The sequence below is a fragment of the Psychrobacter sp. 16-MNA-CIBAN-0192 genome, assembly GCF_040309565.1.
GTDB lineage: Bacteria > Pseudomonadota > Gammaproteobacteria > Pseudomonadales > Moraxellaceae > Psychrobacter.
This window is the reverse complement of the sequence record NZ_JBEOOX010000014.1, coordinates 54092-70726: the sequence shown is the minus strand read 5'-3', so window position 1 is coordinate 70726 and position 16635 is coordinate 54092. Positions and strand designations below refer to the sequence as shown.

The 16635-nt window shown below is 41.2% G+C and carries 16 protein-coding genes; 4 read left to right on the top strand and 12 right to left on the bottom strand.

Translation table 11 applies throughout. The annotated features are described in order from the left end of the window. The 3 genes from AAEY78_RS10775 to AAEY78_RS10765 form a co-directional block, all read right to left on the bottom strand. The coding region (locus AAEY78_RS10775) for a GNVR domain-containing protein (RefSeq protein ID WP_352339339.1) at positions 1-1454 on the bottom strand (1454 nt) is incomplete at its 3' end. Between the two features lie 13 nt (positions 1455-1467). Further along, positions 1468-1896, bottom strand: coding sequence for a low molecular weight protein-tyrosine-phosphatase (locus tag AAEY78_RS10770; protein ID WP_352339338.1), 429 nt, complete (start codon positions 1894-1896; stop codon positions 1468-1470). A gap of 13 nt (positions 1897-1909) precedes the next feature. Beyond that, positions 1910-2986 (bottom strand): polysaccharide biosynthesis/export family protein, encoded by a 1077-nt coding sequence (locus AAEY78_RS10765; RefSeq protein ID WP_352339337.1) that lies wholly within the window; start codon positions 2984-2986, stop codon positions 1910-1912. 477 nt (positions 2987-3463) lie between these two features. Between AAEY78_RS10765 and rluB the strand changes: the two genes are divergently transcribed. After that, positions 3464-4381: a 23S rRNA pseudouridine(2605) synthase RluB gene (rluB, locus tag AAEY78_RS10760; RefSeq protein ID WP_352339336.1), complete on the top strand. Its 918-nt coding sequence runs from the start codon at positions 3464-3466 to the stop codon at positions 4379-4381. Between the two features lie 110 nt (positions 4382-4491). Here rluB and AAEY78_RS10755 read toward each other — a convergent pair whose 3' ends face one another. Together AAEY78_RS10755 and AAEY78_RS10750 are read right to left on the bottom strand one after the other, a co-directional pair. Further along, a complete protein-coding gene (locus AAEY78_RS10755; RefSeq protein WP_352339335.1) occupies positions 4492-5070 on the bottom strand; it encodes a hypothetical protein in 579 nt (192 codons plus the stop codon). A 33-nt stretch (positions 5071-5103) separates the two neighbouring features. Then, positions 5104-5679 carry a hypothetical protein gene (locus AAEY78_RS10750; protein ID WP_352339334.1) on the bottom strand — a complete coding sequence of 192 codons (576 nt, stop codon included), beginning with the start codon at positions 5677-5679 and terminating at the stop codon, positions 5104-5106. A 215-nt stretch (positions 5680-5894) separates the two neighbouring features. Here AAEY78_RS10750 and AAEY78_RS10745 point away from each other — a divergent pair, with 215 nt between their 5' ends. Continuing rightward, entirely contained in the window at positions 5895-6497 is a 603-nt protein-coding gene (locus AAEY78_RS10745; protein WP_352339333.1) for a LysE/ArgO family amino acid transporter, read from the top strand. Positions 6498-6598: 101 nt separating this feature from the next. On the opposite strand, the gene AAEY78_RS10740 is transcribed toward AAEY78_RS10745, so the two are convergent. The 4 genes from AAEY78_RS10740 to AAEY78_RS10725 form a co-directional block, all read right to left on the bottom strand. Then, entirely contained in the window at positions 6599-7981 is a 1383-nt protein-coding gene (locus tag AAEY78_RS10740) for a trimethylamine monooxygenase (protein ID WP_352339332.1), read from the bottom strand. A 362-nt stretch (positions 7982-8343) separates the two neighbouring features. Continuing rightward, positions 8344-8985: a MarC family protein gene (locus AAEY78_RS10735; protein ID WP_352339331.1), complete on the bottom strand. Its 642-nt coding sequence runs from the start codon at positions 8983-8985 to the stop codon at positions 8344-8346. A 217-nt stretch (positions 8986-9202) separates the two neighbouring features. After that, complete coding sequence (nadC, locus tag AAEY78_RS10730; RefSeq protein WP_352339330.1) at positions 9203-10063, bottom strand: carboxylating nicotinate-nucleotide diphosphorylase; 861 nt, start codon at positions 10061-10063, stop codon at positions 9203-9205. Positions 10064-10263: 200 nt separating this feature from the next. Continuing rightward, complete coding sequence (locus AAEY78_RS10725) at positions 10264-11325, bottom strand: NUDIX hydrolase (RefSeq protein ID WP_352339329.1); 1062 nt, start codon at positions 11323-11325, stop codon at positions 10264-10266. 326 nt (positions 11326-11651) lie between these two features. On the opposite strand from AAEY78_RS10725, the gene nadA reads away from it, so the two are divergent. Together nadA and AAEY78_RS10715 are read left to right on the top strand one after the other, a co-directional pair. Further along, a complete protein-coding gene (gene nadA / locus AAEY78_RS10720; protein ID WP_352339328.1) occupies positions 11652-12791 on the top strand; it encodes a quinolinate synthase NadA in 1140 nt (379 codons plus the stop codon). Between the two features lie 194 nt (positions 12792-12985). Next, a complete protein-coding gene (locus AAEY78_RS10715; protein WP_352339327.1) occupies positions 12986-13897 on the top strand; it encodes a LysO family transporter in 912 nt (303 codons plus the stop codon). A gap of 38 nt (positions 13898-13935) precedes the next feature. On the opposite strand, the gene AAEY78_RS10710 is transcribed toward AAEY78_RS10715, so the two are convergent. From AAEY78_RS10710 to AAEY78_RS10700, 3 genes are all read right to left on the bottom strand, one after another. After that, positions 13936-14628, bottom strand: a complete 693-nt coding sequence (locus tag AAEY78_RS10710; RefSeq protein WP_352339326.1) for an OmpA family protein — start codon at positions 14626-14628, stop codon at positions 13936-13938. Between the two features lie 71 nt (positions 14629-14699). Beyond that, positions 14700-15302, bottom strand: coding sequence for an OmpA family protein (locus tag AAEY78_RS10705; protein WP_352339325.1), 603 nt, complete (start codon positions 15300-15302; stop codon positions 14700-14702). Between the two features lie 18 nt (positions 15303-15320). Beyond that, complete coding sequence (locus AAEY78_RS10700; protein WP_352339324.1) at positions 15321-16583, bottom strand: FAD-dependent oxidoreductase; 1263 nt, start codon at positions 16581-16583, stop codon at positions 15321-15323. Between the last annotated feature and the right edge of the window lie 52 nt (positions 16584-16635).

The window sequence follows — 16635 nt, the reverse complement described above, 5'->3', positions numbered from 1 at the left end:
TTAACAGAGAATCTAAGGCTGAAGATAGATTTTTGACATCTATTCTTGGAATTTGACATTAATTGTTGGAATTGACATGTTCCTATCATAGCTCCTAAAATCGTTGCCAATGACATGATGAGCAATTTTTTGGGGGCTATAGCTCTAAATGTATCGATAGGCATATCAATAATACGGGCGTAGCCAATCTGACCTGCTTTTACAATTTTTAATTGCTGATAATTCTTAATCATCGTCAGATAAATTTCTCTATTGATACCTACATCTTCTGAAAGCGTGAGGAATTCTCGTTGTACTTCGGGTAAACCTGCGATCGTATCGTCGATCTCTTTTTTCCTTGCATTAAGCACCTTTAGTTGATCGTTAATTTGAATAACTAAGGGGTGCTCATTAGTATAGTAAGTAGTTAAATCTACTTGCTTTAGTTTAAGCTCATTAAGCTGAGTATCAATTTGTGAGTTTTCAGCCAGTAAAATCTCAGCTTCCTTACTTACATCAATAGTGCCATATTTTTTACGGAAATCATTGAAAACTGCTTCAGAAGACTCTAACTTTGCTTTAAGTTCAGGTATTTGTGTTTCCATAAAATCAATGGTTTTAGTCGTTTCCTCTGAACCACGAGATTGATTTTGACCCACATATGATTTGACGATTTGTTCTAAGATACGGCTAATTTGCTGCTGATTAGTACCAATTAATGAAAGTTCAATAATACCAGTCTGTTTGCCACGCTCTACTACTGATAAAGCGCCGTTTAAGGCATCCATTGATATATGCAGTGACTGTTTAGTCAAGCTAATAGGATGATTGGCGCTGGGCAAATCGTTGACAGTAATCTGAATAACTCCATCTGTTCCATTAAAACGGTGCGCCTGATTTATTTCCCCTTTAAATTCATCAAACCCATTGGAAAGTATAAACCCATCTTTCATACCAGCACGGCTAATGGTAAAATTCTGATTCAGATAAGCTTTCGAAACATTAAATTGACTAATCTGTATCTTACCATCTTCAGTATTAAGGGTAACGTTTTCAGGTGTATTTACCTGCGTGTCTGTCTGATTACGTCTGATTCTATCAACAGCACTGACTGTTTCATCATTTAAACGAATTCTTAAGTGTAATAAGTCTACTACTGGCTGTAATACCATGCGTGACTTAATTAATTCTGCTTCCGTTTGAGCAGGACTCACATCTGAGGAAACCAACTCTGAAATATTAGCACCTAGTGCAGAAATACCTTGTGACTTTTCATCAATTTGTATTAAGGCGTCCGACTTAAAGGTTGGATTAAGATAGCGTGAATACAATACGCCAACCATCAACCCCAAAAACGCCAGAAATAAAATTGTTTTCCAACCACGTAGTATGTTGAAAAATAATGCTAATAGATCGATATCATCATCTGAAGCTTGCTGCTTAGATTGATAAGTGTTGGTAGTATCTGTGCTCATAAATAATCGCTACTCAAATTTTATTAAACCATTGCTCAAGGCTATCTACAATATCCTGTTTAGCAGTCTCAAATGCACGCTCATCATGACCATAAGGGTCAGCTACATCTTTATGAATCCAATGACCAATTCTAAAAGTTTTACCGCGACAATGGGGCCACTGCTCCTCTATCCATTTATTCTGACTAGTTGACATTGTTAATATAAGATCAGCAGTCCTTACCAACTCTTCTGTAATTTGTTTAGCAATATGTTCACCCATATCGATACCATCTACCGCCATTACTGCTAAGGCTTTTGCATCTGCTTGATGATCAACTACAGCGGACAACCCTGCCGAATCAATATTTTTTTCTGGATACTTAGCCATTAATAGCGCAGCTCCGATTGGGCTGCGACAGATATTGCCCACACATACCACTAAGATATTATTAAAACTCATAATTTATCTCTATTTATAAGCCAGAGAGAACACTAACTGCTGATGTTGATGGTAACAAAGAACTGATAATACGATTCCACCTTGTCAAACCTGTAGGATCCACATAAACAATATCATTAGGCTGCATTTCAAAACGATTGGCTAAAGCAAAACTAGTGATTGCTTGCATATCTACGTAATAGATATTGGTAGACTGGCTGCCTGCCTGATCTCTCACAACATAAATCTTCGCCGCATTTGCCGTATTTGAATCAAGACCTCTAGACTCGCCTAAGACTTGCGCCAAGCTAATACCCTGCTCAAGAATAGGTACAGGCTCTACTTTGCCAAACTCCCCCAAAACATATACTTTGTTACGACTTTGACTATTGACATGAATAGAGTCACCATCTTGAACATAAATCTGATTAGCAGATGAGCCCATTTGTCGTAAGGATTGTAAGCCTATATTATAAGTAACACCTTTACGACTTAAGACAATGTTGTTAGAGTCTCCCGTTGGTGTAGCCCCCCCTGCCATTGAGATGGCACCATATAACGAAATTGGCGCATCAGCAATCTTAAACTCACCAGGTTGCTTTACCTCGCCATCAATAAAAAACTTATTGCCACGATATTCAATGATTTTTACTTGTGGATCGGAATATTTAAGATAGCGCTGCAACTGATTACGTAGATTTGCTGTAAACTGCGGTACACTTATTCCGCTGGCTTTAATACGTCCAATCAGGGGGAATTGTACAAACCCTTGCTGATCTACAGGGTAGCCGGAAGCACCTGCCGTTGTGATATCAGGATAGCCAACCAATATTATACTTAGAATATCGCCTTGAGTAATACGATAATCCGTCCGACCTGATGCTTTAATAAGGTGAGATAAATCGCTATTTGGACGACTAACTTGTTTAGGTGGGAGCGTTGCCAGCGTTAATGGCTGTACATTAAATTGAATCCCATTATCTGCTACAAAAGCTCCACTAGGTGGTAATTCTCCAGCTTTAAGTCCGGAGCTAATAGTAGTGGCACAACCAGCAAGTAGACTCATAAGTATTAAATAAGCTGTACTTAACAGCATGGTTGACAATCGCATTGCAAGAAGCCTCGTAAATAATATAAGTATCGCAATCAAGATTATATGAATATAAACCTATATCATGACAGTATTAGTATAAATAATCGGCATCATAACATAAGTTCTTTAGAATTAGATAAATGTTACTGTATTTACGAATAAAAAGCTTTTTTAAGTGTTATATAAAATATTAAGTCGACTTTTATCAAGCTTATTTTATCCGATATTTGCGTCAATTATTATAAAAAACTTCATAAAATACTGAACTATTTAGGATTTTTAACTGTTCTCTTTATTTATATTATTATTTAAATAATCTCTGTTGCTAAGACTAGTCTCTATAGTTTTCATTCTCAGCTACCTAACAAAACTCTACTTTTTTGCAGTAGTATACTATTAGTCGCCTAACCCGACTAAATAGCGTAGAATACCCCACTCTATTAGTAGTATTCATACATTGAGAAATGTGCCTCTAACCGATTCAAGGATATCGTTATGAAAGACGAAAAACTGCAAAAAGCTCTCGCCCGTATGGGACTTGGTTCACGCCGTCAGATGGAAGAAGTCATCAAATCAGGACGTGTAACTGTCAATAATGCTCCTGCAACTATTGGTGACCGCGTCGAGCAAGGCGATGAGATTCGTGTCGATGGTCGTCAAATTAAATATACCTCTGAGAATGAAAAGCGTCGTCGCGTATTAGCATACTATAAGCCTGAAGGTGAAGTTTGTTCTGCTAATGATCCTGAAGGTCGCCCTACTGTATTTGAGCGCCTGCCTAAACTGACGCATGATCGCTGGGTAATGGTTGGACGTTTGGATATCAATTCGACAGGACTACTGTTATTCACTAATGATGGCGAGATGGCGCACCGCTTGATGCATCCATCAAGTGAAGTCACGCGTGAATACGCCGTGCGTGTATTGGGCGAAGTCACTCCAGCTATGGCACGGGCGATGACGACAGGCGTGATGTTAGAAGATGGCTTAGCTAAGTTTGATGACATTAAAGAAGGCGGCGGTGAAGGCGTTAATAAATGGCATCATGTTAAACTTAAGGAAGGGCGTAACCGCGAAGTGCGCCGTCTTTTTGAGTCACAAGGTCTTAAAGTTAGCCGCTTATTACGAACCAGCTATGGCGATATTGCGCTACCTAAAGAGTTGAGAACGGGTCGCTTTTTAGAGTTAGATAGAAAAGATATCAATACCCTAACCGATTTAGTGAGCTTACGTCCTCGCTACGGCACAGGATTACATGGCGCGGCACTGCGTAAACAAGAACGCATTAAAGAGAAGCCTTTAAAAGCGCGCCGTAGTGAAAATACGCGCAGCAGTACCGCGAAACCTAAGAGTAGCGCTAGCCCTGCCAGTCGTGGTTCACGCAATACCCGTGATCGTAACACTCAACGTTAAATATGTACTATAAGCTGGAAAATTAAACGTTCAATAATCACATAAAGTAAAAAAGCGGCTAACTTAAGTGGTTAGCCGCTTTTTTGTGACCTAGTTTTGTCTTATTACTGCTAGTCATGATTGTGCTCATTCATATAACGCTGCATAACTTGCAGTTCCTGTAGATGACGCCTCTCTATTTCCTCAAGAAATCTATCTGAACGTTGTTCGATATTATCTAGTCCTTGTTGTAAGAGCTGATTTGCGGTCACATGCTGAGTATTATCGGTATAAATAAGAGACACCTTAGTATTTTGACTGCAGGTACGAGGTTGCGCATGATAATGACTGGCAAGCATTTCTGGTAGTCTTGTCGCTAACCATTTTTGCAACACAAAATGCCCTTCTGTGTGCTCAGTTGCCATATTTTGATCGCAAAGCCCTTGTTGATAGCTGTGATAAGCTGTGACTTTATTATCAATACGCTGTAATTGGCGCAACTGTTCATCAGAGAGCACCGTTAAATGCTGTTGATTTAAAATTAACTGTTGCCAAGTCATATCAGTTACGGATAATGGCGCATTGGGATGCTGGTAAATGAGTGCACCGGGACTGATACCGACTACTTTATGTAACGCGTGCCAGCCTTTTTTACCCACATAGAAAGTCGTTATTATTGAGATGACACACATACTAAGCCAAACAATCATAATTTTTATCTCATAGTTTTTTTATCTCATAATTTATAGCTTAGTAGCAATTTGAGAGTTTTCTACGTTTGATGTGTCAAAACGCTGCTGTAAATAGCGATTGGTGACCAAAAGTTTTTGTCCATCTTGGTGATAAGAGGCATCGAGCAGGTCATCAAACTGAGTATTAATGGTTTCGAGCACTTCTAATAGGGCTTCTTTGCCTGTGACATCAGAGTTTTTAATTTTAGTGGTATCTACCCGCTCTCCTTCTAAATCATAGAGACGGCGATAATCAGCTACAGCTTGCGGAATATGCTTATCCATAAGATTTTGGATCATGATATAAGTTTCTGTAACCGCATCTTTGTCATCGATTTGACCATCATTGTTGGTATCACCATAAATGAGTCGCAGTTTTTCACCTTTTTGATTGATATCAGCAAGGGTATTTTTTACGGTTTCTGGTAAGCTCTTTTCAGGAATATAGCCCAGTTGCGGCATGGCTTTATATTCGAGCATTTTTGGCGCGGTTGCTTTTTTAATACCACGATACCCTAAATAGATGCCTGCAGCTGGCAATACGCCATATAAGACAAACATTACGAGCATGGCAGTTATTTGGGTCATTTGGTAATCCTTAGTATTGAGTCGTCTTTATAGTGAGCGTGAACTTGTCTTGATTAGTGTTGACTGATAAAAACCAGTTATTATGCGCTTATTAAACAAACAAATCGAAGTAAGTTAAACCCTTATATTGTTATGCATTGCAACGCTTGTGTTAAGTAATCCAAGTCAACCCTTTGTAACCCATACTCTTTCACTTATCAATTAGTTGAACTCTGATGCCTATCATTGATTATTTTTCTGGATTTATCCTTGGGTTATCGCTTATTTTTGCCATCGGCTCGCAAAATGCGTTTGTGTTAAAGCAGGGCATCAGGCGCGAACACGTCTTTTTAATTTGCTTATTTTGCGCCGTGAGTGATGCGCTATTAATATCGGCAGGTGTGGCTGGATTTGGCGCCGTCACTGCACGCTATCCGCACGTGGTTGATGTTGCAAAAATTGCCGGTAGTTTGTTTTTATTAGTTTACGGGCTGCTCAGCTTATATAGCAGTATCAAGGTATCACACGCGCTAAGCACAGACGGACAAGTGGTGACCAGCTTGTCCAAGGCACTACTATTATGCGTGGGCTTTACGTGGCTCAATCCGCACGTATATTTAGATACGTTGGTATTGGTTGGAATGGTCTCAACGGGGGCAAGTAGTAAATTATTATTTGCCAGCGGTGCAGTCAGCGCCTCATTTGTCTTCTTTTTTACTCTAGGCTATGGAGCGCGATTCTTAAAACCATTATTTGCAAACCCAAAAGCGTGGAATATTCTCGATGCGTTGGTTGGGATACTCATGCTGTATTTGGCATGGCATTTATATCAGAGTTAACACCAATGCCAGCAAATATAAATAGTTGTATACCGATGTTCTATACCGCTTTAAATTATGTATAGTGCTGACATTTGTATCTGTTGCGATTTTATTTCTTATTAAGATAACTTTTTAAGTTTTTTAGGTTTAACGAAGGTTAAGTTTAAAAAATGTTCCAGTGAATCATCAAGGACATCTAACCAAGGTTCAGGCAGCTCAGGCGATAGAGTACCTGTTAATGTCGAGCGATAAGCTTTTTCTCTAAAGGTCATAATATTTTCGATTTTATCTTTTTGCCATTCTTTTAAGATTTCGCCCTGCTTTTCTACAGCAAACTCTGGATAATTGGTCGCATTGGTCAAATCGCGGATAAATGACGCTTGAAAGTCAATAGCGTCATTGACTGTTATACATTTTGCATAAGTGGCTAGCCATTGTTGTTCATCTGCTTCGCGTGCAGCCATATCGGGCAATTCGATATTACCCATGATGACATCACGTGCATACCATGCTTGGGCGTCAAACATATTAAAGGTGAAATACTGATCTTGCATGCCTAAATAAATAAGATTTGGATTAGGCTGCCAAAAGATACCTTTATACAAGTTGGCTGGATATAAGCAGTTGTGTGTTTGTAAACGCAGCTCATCAGGCATAAATGGGAAGTGAAATAAATAACCCGTACACATAATAATGGCATCGAACTGTTGACTGGTACCATCGACAAAGTGTGCTATATCATCTTCAAAATGCGTCACTAAAGGCACTTCTTTAATGCCCTCAGGCCACTCATAACCAAGCGCTTGCGTGCGATAACTAATCGTTACGGATTTGGTTCCGTATTTATAACACTGCGTGCCAATATCTTCAGCAGAGTAACTACTACCAATGAGTAGAATATCTTCGCCTTTAAACTCTAACGCATCGCGAAAGTCATGCGCATGCAGAATACGACCCGGAAAAGATTCTAAACCGTCAAAATAAGGCATATTCGGTGTGGAAAAGTGTCCTGTCGCAACAACGACATTGTCAAATTCTTCAACTTCTTGTTCGCCTGTTTTATGATTCATAACTGTGACAGTAAATTTTTGCGTGTCATCATCAAATGATACCCAACGTACGGGACATTCGAAGCGTATATATTTTTGGATATCTTGTTTATCGATACGACCCATGATGTAGTCTTTTAAGACCTCACGAGGTGGATAAGAGGGAATCGCTTCACCAAAATGTTCATCAAACGAGTAATCAGCAAACTCTAAGCATTCCTTAGGGCCATTTGACCATAAATAGCGATACATACTACCGTGAACGGGTTCACCATTCCTATCTAAGCCTGTGCGCCAACTATAATTCCACATGCCGCCAATGGCATTCTGTTTTTCATAACAAATTATTTCTGGTAAGTTTTTTACTCCTGCCAATCGAGCCGCTTCAAAGGCACGCAACTGTGCTAAACCACTCGGACCTGCCCCTAAAATTGCAATTCTTTTCTTACTCAAAACCAACTCCTGTAATATTATTGTAACTCTATCATAACATATTTTTATGAATGACGTTTTTAGGGCATGTATTTGGTAATTTATGGAGACAGTTAGCGCTGTCTAAAAGTATGAAGATTTTGGCTAAATAACCTCTAGCGTTACTTTAATAAAAACCTGTACTAGGATGACAAAACTCTCTTTTCAGATGTGATTCCGAATAATTTTTCAGTAAATTTTAGACAAAAAAATAGACTATATTTAGCATACAGTCTATTAATAAGTAGGGAATATACAGTAAGGATGTTGAAAAAAGAATGTTGAAAATTAATATAAGGTAATCAAGATATAAGCAGACACCAATCGCAGGAAAACTACAACAACTATAGCAAATCTGGAAATAGTGTGCGTAGACCACTAACGATAATCTCTATCGCTACTGCTGCTAGCAGCATGCCCATAATACGGCTCATGATATTCAGACCCGTATCTCCCAGCACACGGCTGATACGCCCCGCTGCCATCAAGGCTAAATAACAAAATATACTGATTAACAAGCCAGCAATAAGTACCGCAGACACGCGTAACAGACCAGATATTTGCGAAGAATAAATAATTACTGTCGAGATGCCGCCCGGACCAATCATCATTGGAATGGCAAGCGGCACGACAGCAAATGCCATACTCGGCGACTGGTCGTGAATATTGCTCACATCAAAGTTTTCTTGATCCGGTTTGACCGGATTGCCTTCACCATTCATCATGTTAATGGCAATCATAAATACTAAAATACCACCCGCCATCTGAAACGACCCAATCGAGATGCCCAGTATTTTGAGTAGCGCCTCACCTGCTAAGGTAAAAAAGCTGATGGTAATAAAAATGGTTAAACAAGCGATACGCGCCACTTTACGTCGATTGGTCATCGAGTAGCCGCGGGTCAAATCTAGAAACAAAGTCAGGGCACTAAACGGATTAATCAACACCATAAAGGCGAGAATAATTTTGATAATCTCAGTATCCATTTGACGCTCACTTATCTATCGGCAAAAAGATAAGGTCATCGTGCGTGTGCAGCGATGACCTCATTGTCGGGTAACAGTGGCATTGTAACATAGGCGGATAAGCGAATTAAATCATTAACTTTAGATGATTTCTGCACACTTTTTTAATCGTTAATGTACTAATTAATAACTATTATTTAACAGTTATTAAGAGTTTTTGATAAAAGCAATATAAAAGTTATGCACTAAAATCAAGTCCAATATCAAGCGCAGTTGTGCTATGGGTCAGATAACCCATCGCAATAAAATCTACGCCCGTCTCTGCTACGGCTTGGACACTGGCTGGAGTGATACCGCCTGATGCTTCGGTCTTCGCTCGTCCTTGACACATGATGACGGCTTGGCGCAATAATTTGGGCGGCATATTGTCTAATAAGACCAAATTTACCCCAGTGTCTAGTGCCACCTCCAATTGTGCCAAAGTATCCACTTCAACTTCAATCGGTATCAGATGACCAGCAAACTGTTGTGCCTGCTGAATGGCAGTGCTGATATCACCAGCAATAGCAATATGATTGTCTTTAATTAAAATGGCATCATCCAAACCCAAACGATGATTGCGCCCGCCGCCGCAGCGTACCGCATACTTTTGAACAATACGTAGCCCGGGAATGGTTTTACGGGTACAGGTAATTTGGGCCGGATAATCTGCCACACTATCTACGATTTGCCGTGTTGCCGTGGCAATACCGCTTAGATGAGTCATAAAATTTAGTGCTGTACGTTCGGCAGTTAATAGATTACGCGCATTGCCACGTACGGTTGCTAATACCGTATTCGCAGTAACATATTGTCCATCAGCAACTTGCGCCTTAAATTCAATCTGGCTATCAACTAAAGCAAAGGCTAAACGCGCCAAATCCATACCGCAAATCACGCCTGCCTGCCGCGCTTTAATCTCTAATTGTGCTTGCATCTCTACTGGAATGGTTGCTTGCGAGGTCACATCACCACGCCGACCTAAGTCTTCAATCAGTGCCGCTTCAACCAACGGTTTGAGTATCACTTCTGCTAGCGCGGGTTCTACTTTATCTGTCATATACGACCCTTTTTTGGCTCTTTATTAATATTAATTAACTCTATTTACACTCAAATTGAGCATAAATATAGCGTAAAGTTGGAAGGCCCGCAAGGCTGGTATTTATGTATAAATTATATTTTTAACATTTATGCTAAAAAATGAGAGTTTTAACGCATAAATTTACGCTTTTGCATTTATAAACAGCATTGTTAATAGCGTTATTTACGTTTTGGCAATTTGCTATCCATCAATAAGCTTTGTAATTCAATATCATGTTGAAAACGATATAGCTTTGCTGGGCGACCACGCTGAGCGGTACTACTTGCACCAGTTGGTATTACCAAATTTTGCGAATCAAGCAGACGCCGAAAGTTTTGTTTATGTAGCGGTACGCCGGATAATGCTTCAACACTTTGTTGCAGCTGCGATAAAGTAAACACATCCGGCATTAAGCCAAAAATTAGCGGTTGGTAAGCAATTTTTGCACGCAGTCGTGAGATGGCTGTGGCAATCACACGGCGATGATCGTAATACATGGGTATGCCAATTTTTTGTGATCCGTCAAGGGGTAATTTGTCGAGCAACTTATCCGCTAGATAGCTTGGCGGATATGTCGGCGCTTCAGGAATTAAGCCTGCTTCATAGAGCATCTCATAACGTAAAAGCACATGTTCAGCCACCCACTCTGTAGCTTCATTTTTATCATGATTAATATATACATTACTCGGCTCAGCACTATTAGAAACATTTGATTGATGGTCGTCTATATCTACACTTATTCCCCAACACAAACCAATACGCTGGCGACGGCGCTGCTGAGCCACACTATCAACCGCTGTTTCTGCCCATGTCAATAAAGCCGATATGAGAAAGCCGGTGATAATATCTGGCGCGCCATTGATATGATTTTCCCATGGAAAATACTCATACCAATCGCGCCATATCGCTTGGCTTTGTAATTGCACCGTTTGCGTCTCTTGTACCAAGCCCAGATAGCTGACGTACACCAGCGCATGACCATTCTCATTACGGCGATTGGTATCAACGAAAGTGTATAACTGCTCTAGATAGCCCAGCGGCTGCTGTGTTTGCTCTTCAACCCATTGCCGTACGCCCGCCTGTAGTGAGCGATGCAATGGCATCAATGGTCCATTGGGCAACAGCTTGCCTTGATCAACAGTTAAAACACGTGCGGTATGGTCGGTAATGGCTATCAGCACCGCGACCACTTCGGTCGTACCACTGCCCTGCTGATGCGCATGCGAATAAGACAACGTCATGATATTTTTTAATTACCCTTTAACTTGTATAAATAGTAAGTGCTTTGATAAATGAGCGCTCTTGTCACTACATTTTTTAATAAGGGTCAGTATAACGTGAATTGGATTTTACAAACGCGCTTATCCCTATATTTACGCATTACGATAAGCGTAAAAACTATCCTTAAATAAAATAAATAAGCAATCAAATAAAAAACACTTGTATTTATGCTCAAAACGAGCATAATTGCAAAACATGGAAGTTAGTATCATTAATTTATCTTTTCTCTTTTTTATTCGCCCAATGTTTGTTGCTCTCGCCCCAATCGCACCAGAGGCTTATCTGTATGAAAAACTATCCTTATGACGCGCCAGTTCTAACCACTGACAATCGTATCATCTCACAGTCCGTTATCGAATACGCTAAAGCTAAAATACCAGCCGATTTGCCGCGCTCCAAGCGCTTAGAAGTTGAAGCTAATATTAAGCAGCTATTGGCAGAACATAACGCGGTATTGGTTGCCCATTATTATGTTGATCCATTTATTCAAGATTTAGCCTTGGCAACGGGTGGCTGTGTGGGCGATTCGCTAGAGATGGCGCGCTTTGGACAAGAGCACAGTGCCCAGACCTTGGTCGTCGCTGGCGTACGCTTTATGGGTGAATCGGCAAAGATACTCAGTATGGAAAAAACGATACTGATGCCAGATTTAGAAGCCGAATGTTCGCTGGATTTGGGTTGTCCTGCTGATGCTTTTTCAGCATTTTGTGATGCCCATCCTGAGCGTACCGTTGTTGTTTATGCCAATACCAGCGCCGCAGTCAAAGCACGTGCGGATTGGATTGTCACCTCATCCGTGGGGATAGATATTGTTCGTCATTTACATGAGCAAGGCGAAACCATTATTTGGGGACCTGATCGTCATTTGGGGCATTATATTGCGCGTGAGACAGGCGCAGATATGCTGTTATGGCAAGGCTCGTGTATCGTGCACAATGAGTTTAAAGCAACCGAGCTATTGCAATTAAAAGAAGAGTATCCGACGGCAAAAGTCTTGGTACATCCTGAATCGCCTGATAGTGTCGTGGCGCACGCTGACGTGGTCGGCTCAACGAGTAAATTGCTTGAGTCAACATATGAGATGGACGCGGATACCTTTATCGTAGCAACTGACTTAGGCATCTTACATGAGATGCAAAAACGCTCACCGCATAAGCGATTTTTAGCCGCGCCTACCGCTGGTGAAAGCGCCAGTTGTAAAAGCTGCGCCTTTTGTCCATGGATGGCGATGAATGGCTTACAAGGCATTGAGCAATGTTTAATTAACAATAGTGGCGAAGTATTGCTGACCCCTGAGGTCGCAGAGGCTGCTAGAAAACCATTACAGCGCATGCTTGATTTTGCCAAAGATAAACAGCAACGGGTAGCGGCAAGCGGTGATTTAATCGCCGACCGTGCTTTATTTGCCAATGTTGGTGCAGCTTAAATAAGCAGTCTAGGAAAGGCGCTAAAGGAATAAAGTAAAGGAATAAAGTAAAGCTATTAACGCTAGTCCAATAAACACTACATGGTGCATATTGGCGTTCTGAATTTTGCATCGCCATGCCAGATTTCGGGCGTCATTATGTTACAATCGCCGGCTTAGTATCATCTTAGTACCACTGTTACGAGCCAGCTACCATGCAAAGCCTACTTACCCTAGTTCTTGTGTTAATGCCGTTATTTATTGGCTTTGTCATTCCCTCTCATCCACGCCTTAGCAAATTTGCCGATAAAGGCTTATCTTATCTGGTTTTTGTCATTTTGACTTTGATTGGTATTGAGCTGTCACAAGTGGATGGGCTTGGCAATCAGTTGGGCGAAATTGTGCTATATGTGACCGTGTTATCAGCACTCACCATTGGCACCGGACTACTGGCGTTAATGCTGTTCGACCGACTGCGCCCATGGCATGCCAAGAAAAATGCCGTTAAGGGTCAACATCATCCGGTCAGTATGCGTGGCAGCTTGATTCAGATTAGCTGCGTTGTTGTTGGTTTCATCATTGGGCACTTTTTGCCGACTGCTTATTTGCCGCCTGATTCGACTATGACTGTCATGCTCATGCTGCTTATATTACTCGTAGGTATCGGGCTAAAAGGCTCAGGCATTACGTTAAAAGAGGTTATGCTTAATAAACGCGGCGTTGAGATGAGCATCGTCTTTACGGTTGCGGTATTGGTAGGCGGCTTAATGTTTGCGATGCTGTTTACCGATGTGTCATGGACTAAAGGGCTGGCACTTGCGTCAGGTTTTGGTTGGTATTCGCTTTCAGCGATTGTAATGACGGATGCCTATGGCGCGATTTGGGGCAGTGTGGCGCTATTTAATGACTTAATCCGTGAGTTTTTTGCGCTGATATTTATCCCTCTTGTCATGCGTCAATATCCAACCTCAGCAGTGGGGCTTGGCGGGGCAACCAGTCTCGATTTTACCTTGCCTATTATTCAACAATCCGGTGGGCTGATTGTCGTACCTCTTGCTATTAGCTTTGGTTTTATTATTAATATTGTGTCGCCAGTACTAATGGTTGTGTTTTCGGCATTGGGGTGAGGATAATCTGTAGTATTTGATAACTAATACTTAATTTATTATTTAAATAGTTCACAGTGCTTCGCATACTCACCATATTTTCTTGTATAAGATACATACTTAAGATTGCTTAAGTCATGTACATCACTGCTTGCCATTAACGTTGCGCGGCTTTGCTTTGACTCAATATTCTTCAAATTAAGCTTTTTAAAACTTGGGTCTATAAATGCTGTATCTGTAACTAGAATCTTATTTGAACAATCATAAGTACGGATACGCTCAGATGCAATATTATGCTTTAGCACTAACGTATTTTTGATAAAAAGTGCCCGATTGCGCGCTAAAGAATCAAAACCAAAAGGTACTAAAGAACCACTATAGATTTCATTTGTCGCTGCATGACCAAAAACAAAGACACTGGCTTCTGAATACTCATTAATCTTTTCTGCCATTTTTGCAAACTCTGCATCATAGATAGTAGGTAACTGGCTGCTCATTGGCGGGAAAAATCCACTGAACTCCATTTCAAGTGCATCTCCTCCCTCAATTACTATTTTGCAACCTTTAGCATCGACCACTATATTGGGTGGCGTTTCAGGGCACTCGTCTATCTCATCAAGCACACCGTCGCCATCTAAATCGCTATCTGCTTTTAACGTGATAATATTTTCGTATTGGGGTGCAGTTTGGCACGCCGATAACGCTAAAGCACTGCAAACAACGCTACTGGCTAGATATAAATTTAATTTCATATCGAATGGAAGTCCTTATTCATTTGGATTTGATGAATAACCTTGAATTCACTGGATAATAAAGCTGTTTTTTATTCCTGAGGTTCAGACGCAATCGCATAAACGCGCCGGTTTAACATGTTCCCTTCTTCACTATCAGATGACGTAATCGGTCTTCTTGCGCCATACTCAGTTGCCGTGATGCGCTCAGGGGCGATGTTGTATTTCAATATTAAATAATTTTTTACCTTATTCGCTCTGTCTTGCGCTAAAGCGTTAACATTGTCTATAGAGGCGCTATCGACTTCAGTTCTTGAATTATGACCTTCAATCAGTATGGTAGCGGTTTTATACTCTTGCATTTTTACGCCGACGTTATCCAGATCAGCTTGATACTTCGGCAGCAGCTCGCTGCTGTCTTTATCAAAAAAGGCGCGATACTCCATTTTTAGACCTACCCCAGGCATCGTAAAAGGACAGCCTCTGTCATCTACAACTACGTTATATGGCGTAGCTGGGCACTGGTCTAACTCATTAGATACGCCATCACCGTCGCTATCCATAGCAATAAGTAAGGTTGACGTAGCCACAATATTCTCATTTATTATCAACGGATTTTGGACAGTAGTCTGACACGCCGATAACGCTAAAGCGCTGCAAATAATAGGAATTGCTAAACATAGTGTTGATTTCATGACAGACTCCTTATTTAATTAAACCCCACTCGCCTTTTTAGTAAACAGGCGCATTAATGGTTTAATCTTACTCACCCGATACATACCTTCATTACGGATTTGTTGGATAGGACGCAGTTGTGCTAGCTCGCCAGCGAACAACCAGTTCAACGCTGAAAAGCTATGCATCATCAGACTATTATGCGGACGACGTAGACGCTCATACAGTCGTAAGGTTTGATTGGCACCCCAAAGCGTAGCGCCACTACGAGCAAAGTCATACAATAGCTGATCGCTTAATACTTGCACATCGAGCAACCCCAAATTCAGCCCTTGCCCAGCTAATGGATGCACGCCATGAGCCGCGTCACCAATCAATACCAGATTATCCGCGATATAGCTGTTTGCTTGCTGTGCGGTTAATTGAAAGCTGGCAATCGATTCAATCTGGCTGATAGCACCCAACTCATAACTGCTGGCAGCTGCCAATTTATCAGCGATAAATCGTGGTGATTCGGTTAAATAATTCAAAGCTTGATTGCGCGGCAACGTCCAAACGATAGATTGCCAGTGCTGCGGATTGAATTTATCCTCATCGGTAATATCGGCAAGCGGTAATAATGCCAGCGTGCCAGTTGGCAACATGGCTTGGCGGGCAGTCGCTCGATGTGGTTTGGCGGTTTGAATAGCACAGCAAATGGCAGTTTGCTTATAATCTAAGGTATCAAGTCCAATGCCTGCTTGCTGACGAACAAATGAGCCACGCCCATCCGCGCCCACCAACAATTTTGCGTCTATAACCGTGCTGTCATCCAAAGTGACACGGTAGCCAAACTGACTGCCTTGCCAATCCATTTGTATTACTTTTTGCCCAGCAATAACAGTTAGATATTCACTGACAGAAGCGTCTTGCAAACCTTGCCATAATGCGTATTCAATAACAGCAGGCTCTACCATACTGCCGAGTAATTCAGACATGCGGTTATCTTTGCCATCATTCTCACCAAATAATAGCTCGCCTATACCATCGCGCTGCCATACTTGCATTTGGGTATAGTCAGCTTTGCGCCCTGATGCGGCAATTTTTTGCCATGCGCCGATATTTTCGAGGAGCTTTAGGCTGGCTAGACTTAGGGCATATACTCGTGCATCACGTTGCTGCAATTTATCTGCCCAATCCTTTTCGCTGCGTTTGGGATGGGCATCAATTAAGGTTACGGGCAGCTTGGCTTGTGCCAGTTTTAGCGCCAAACTTGCGCCAACAATACCGCCACCAATAATTAGCGTATGGTTATTTTGCATGAGTTATCCTTTGTTAATCAAATATTTTAGGGCACACAGTAAACAGTTATTA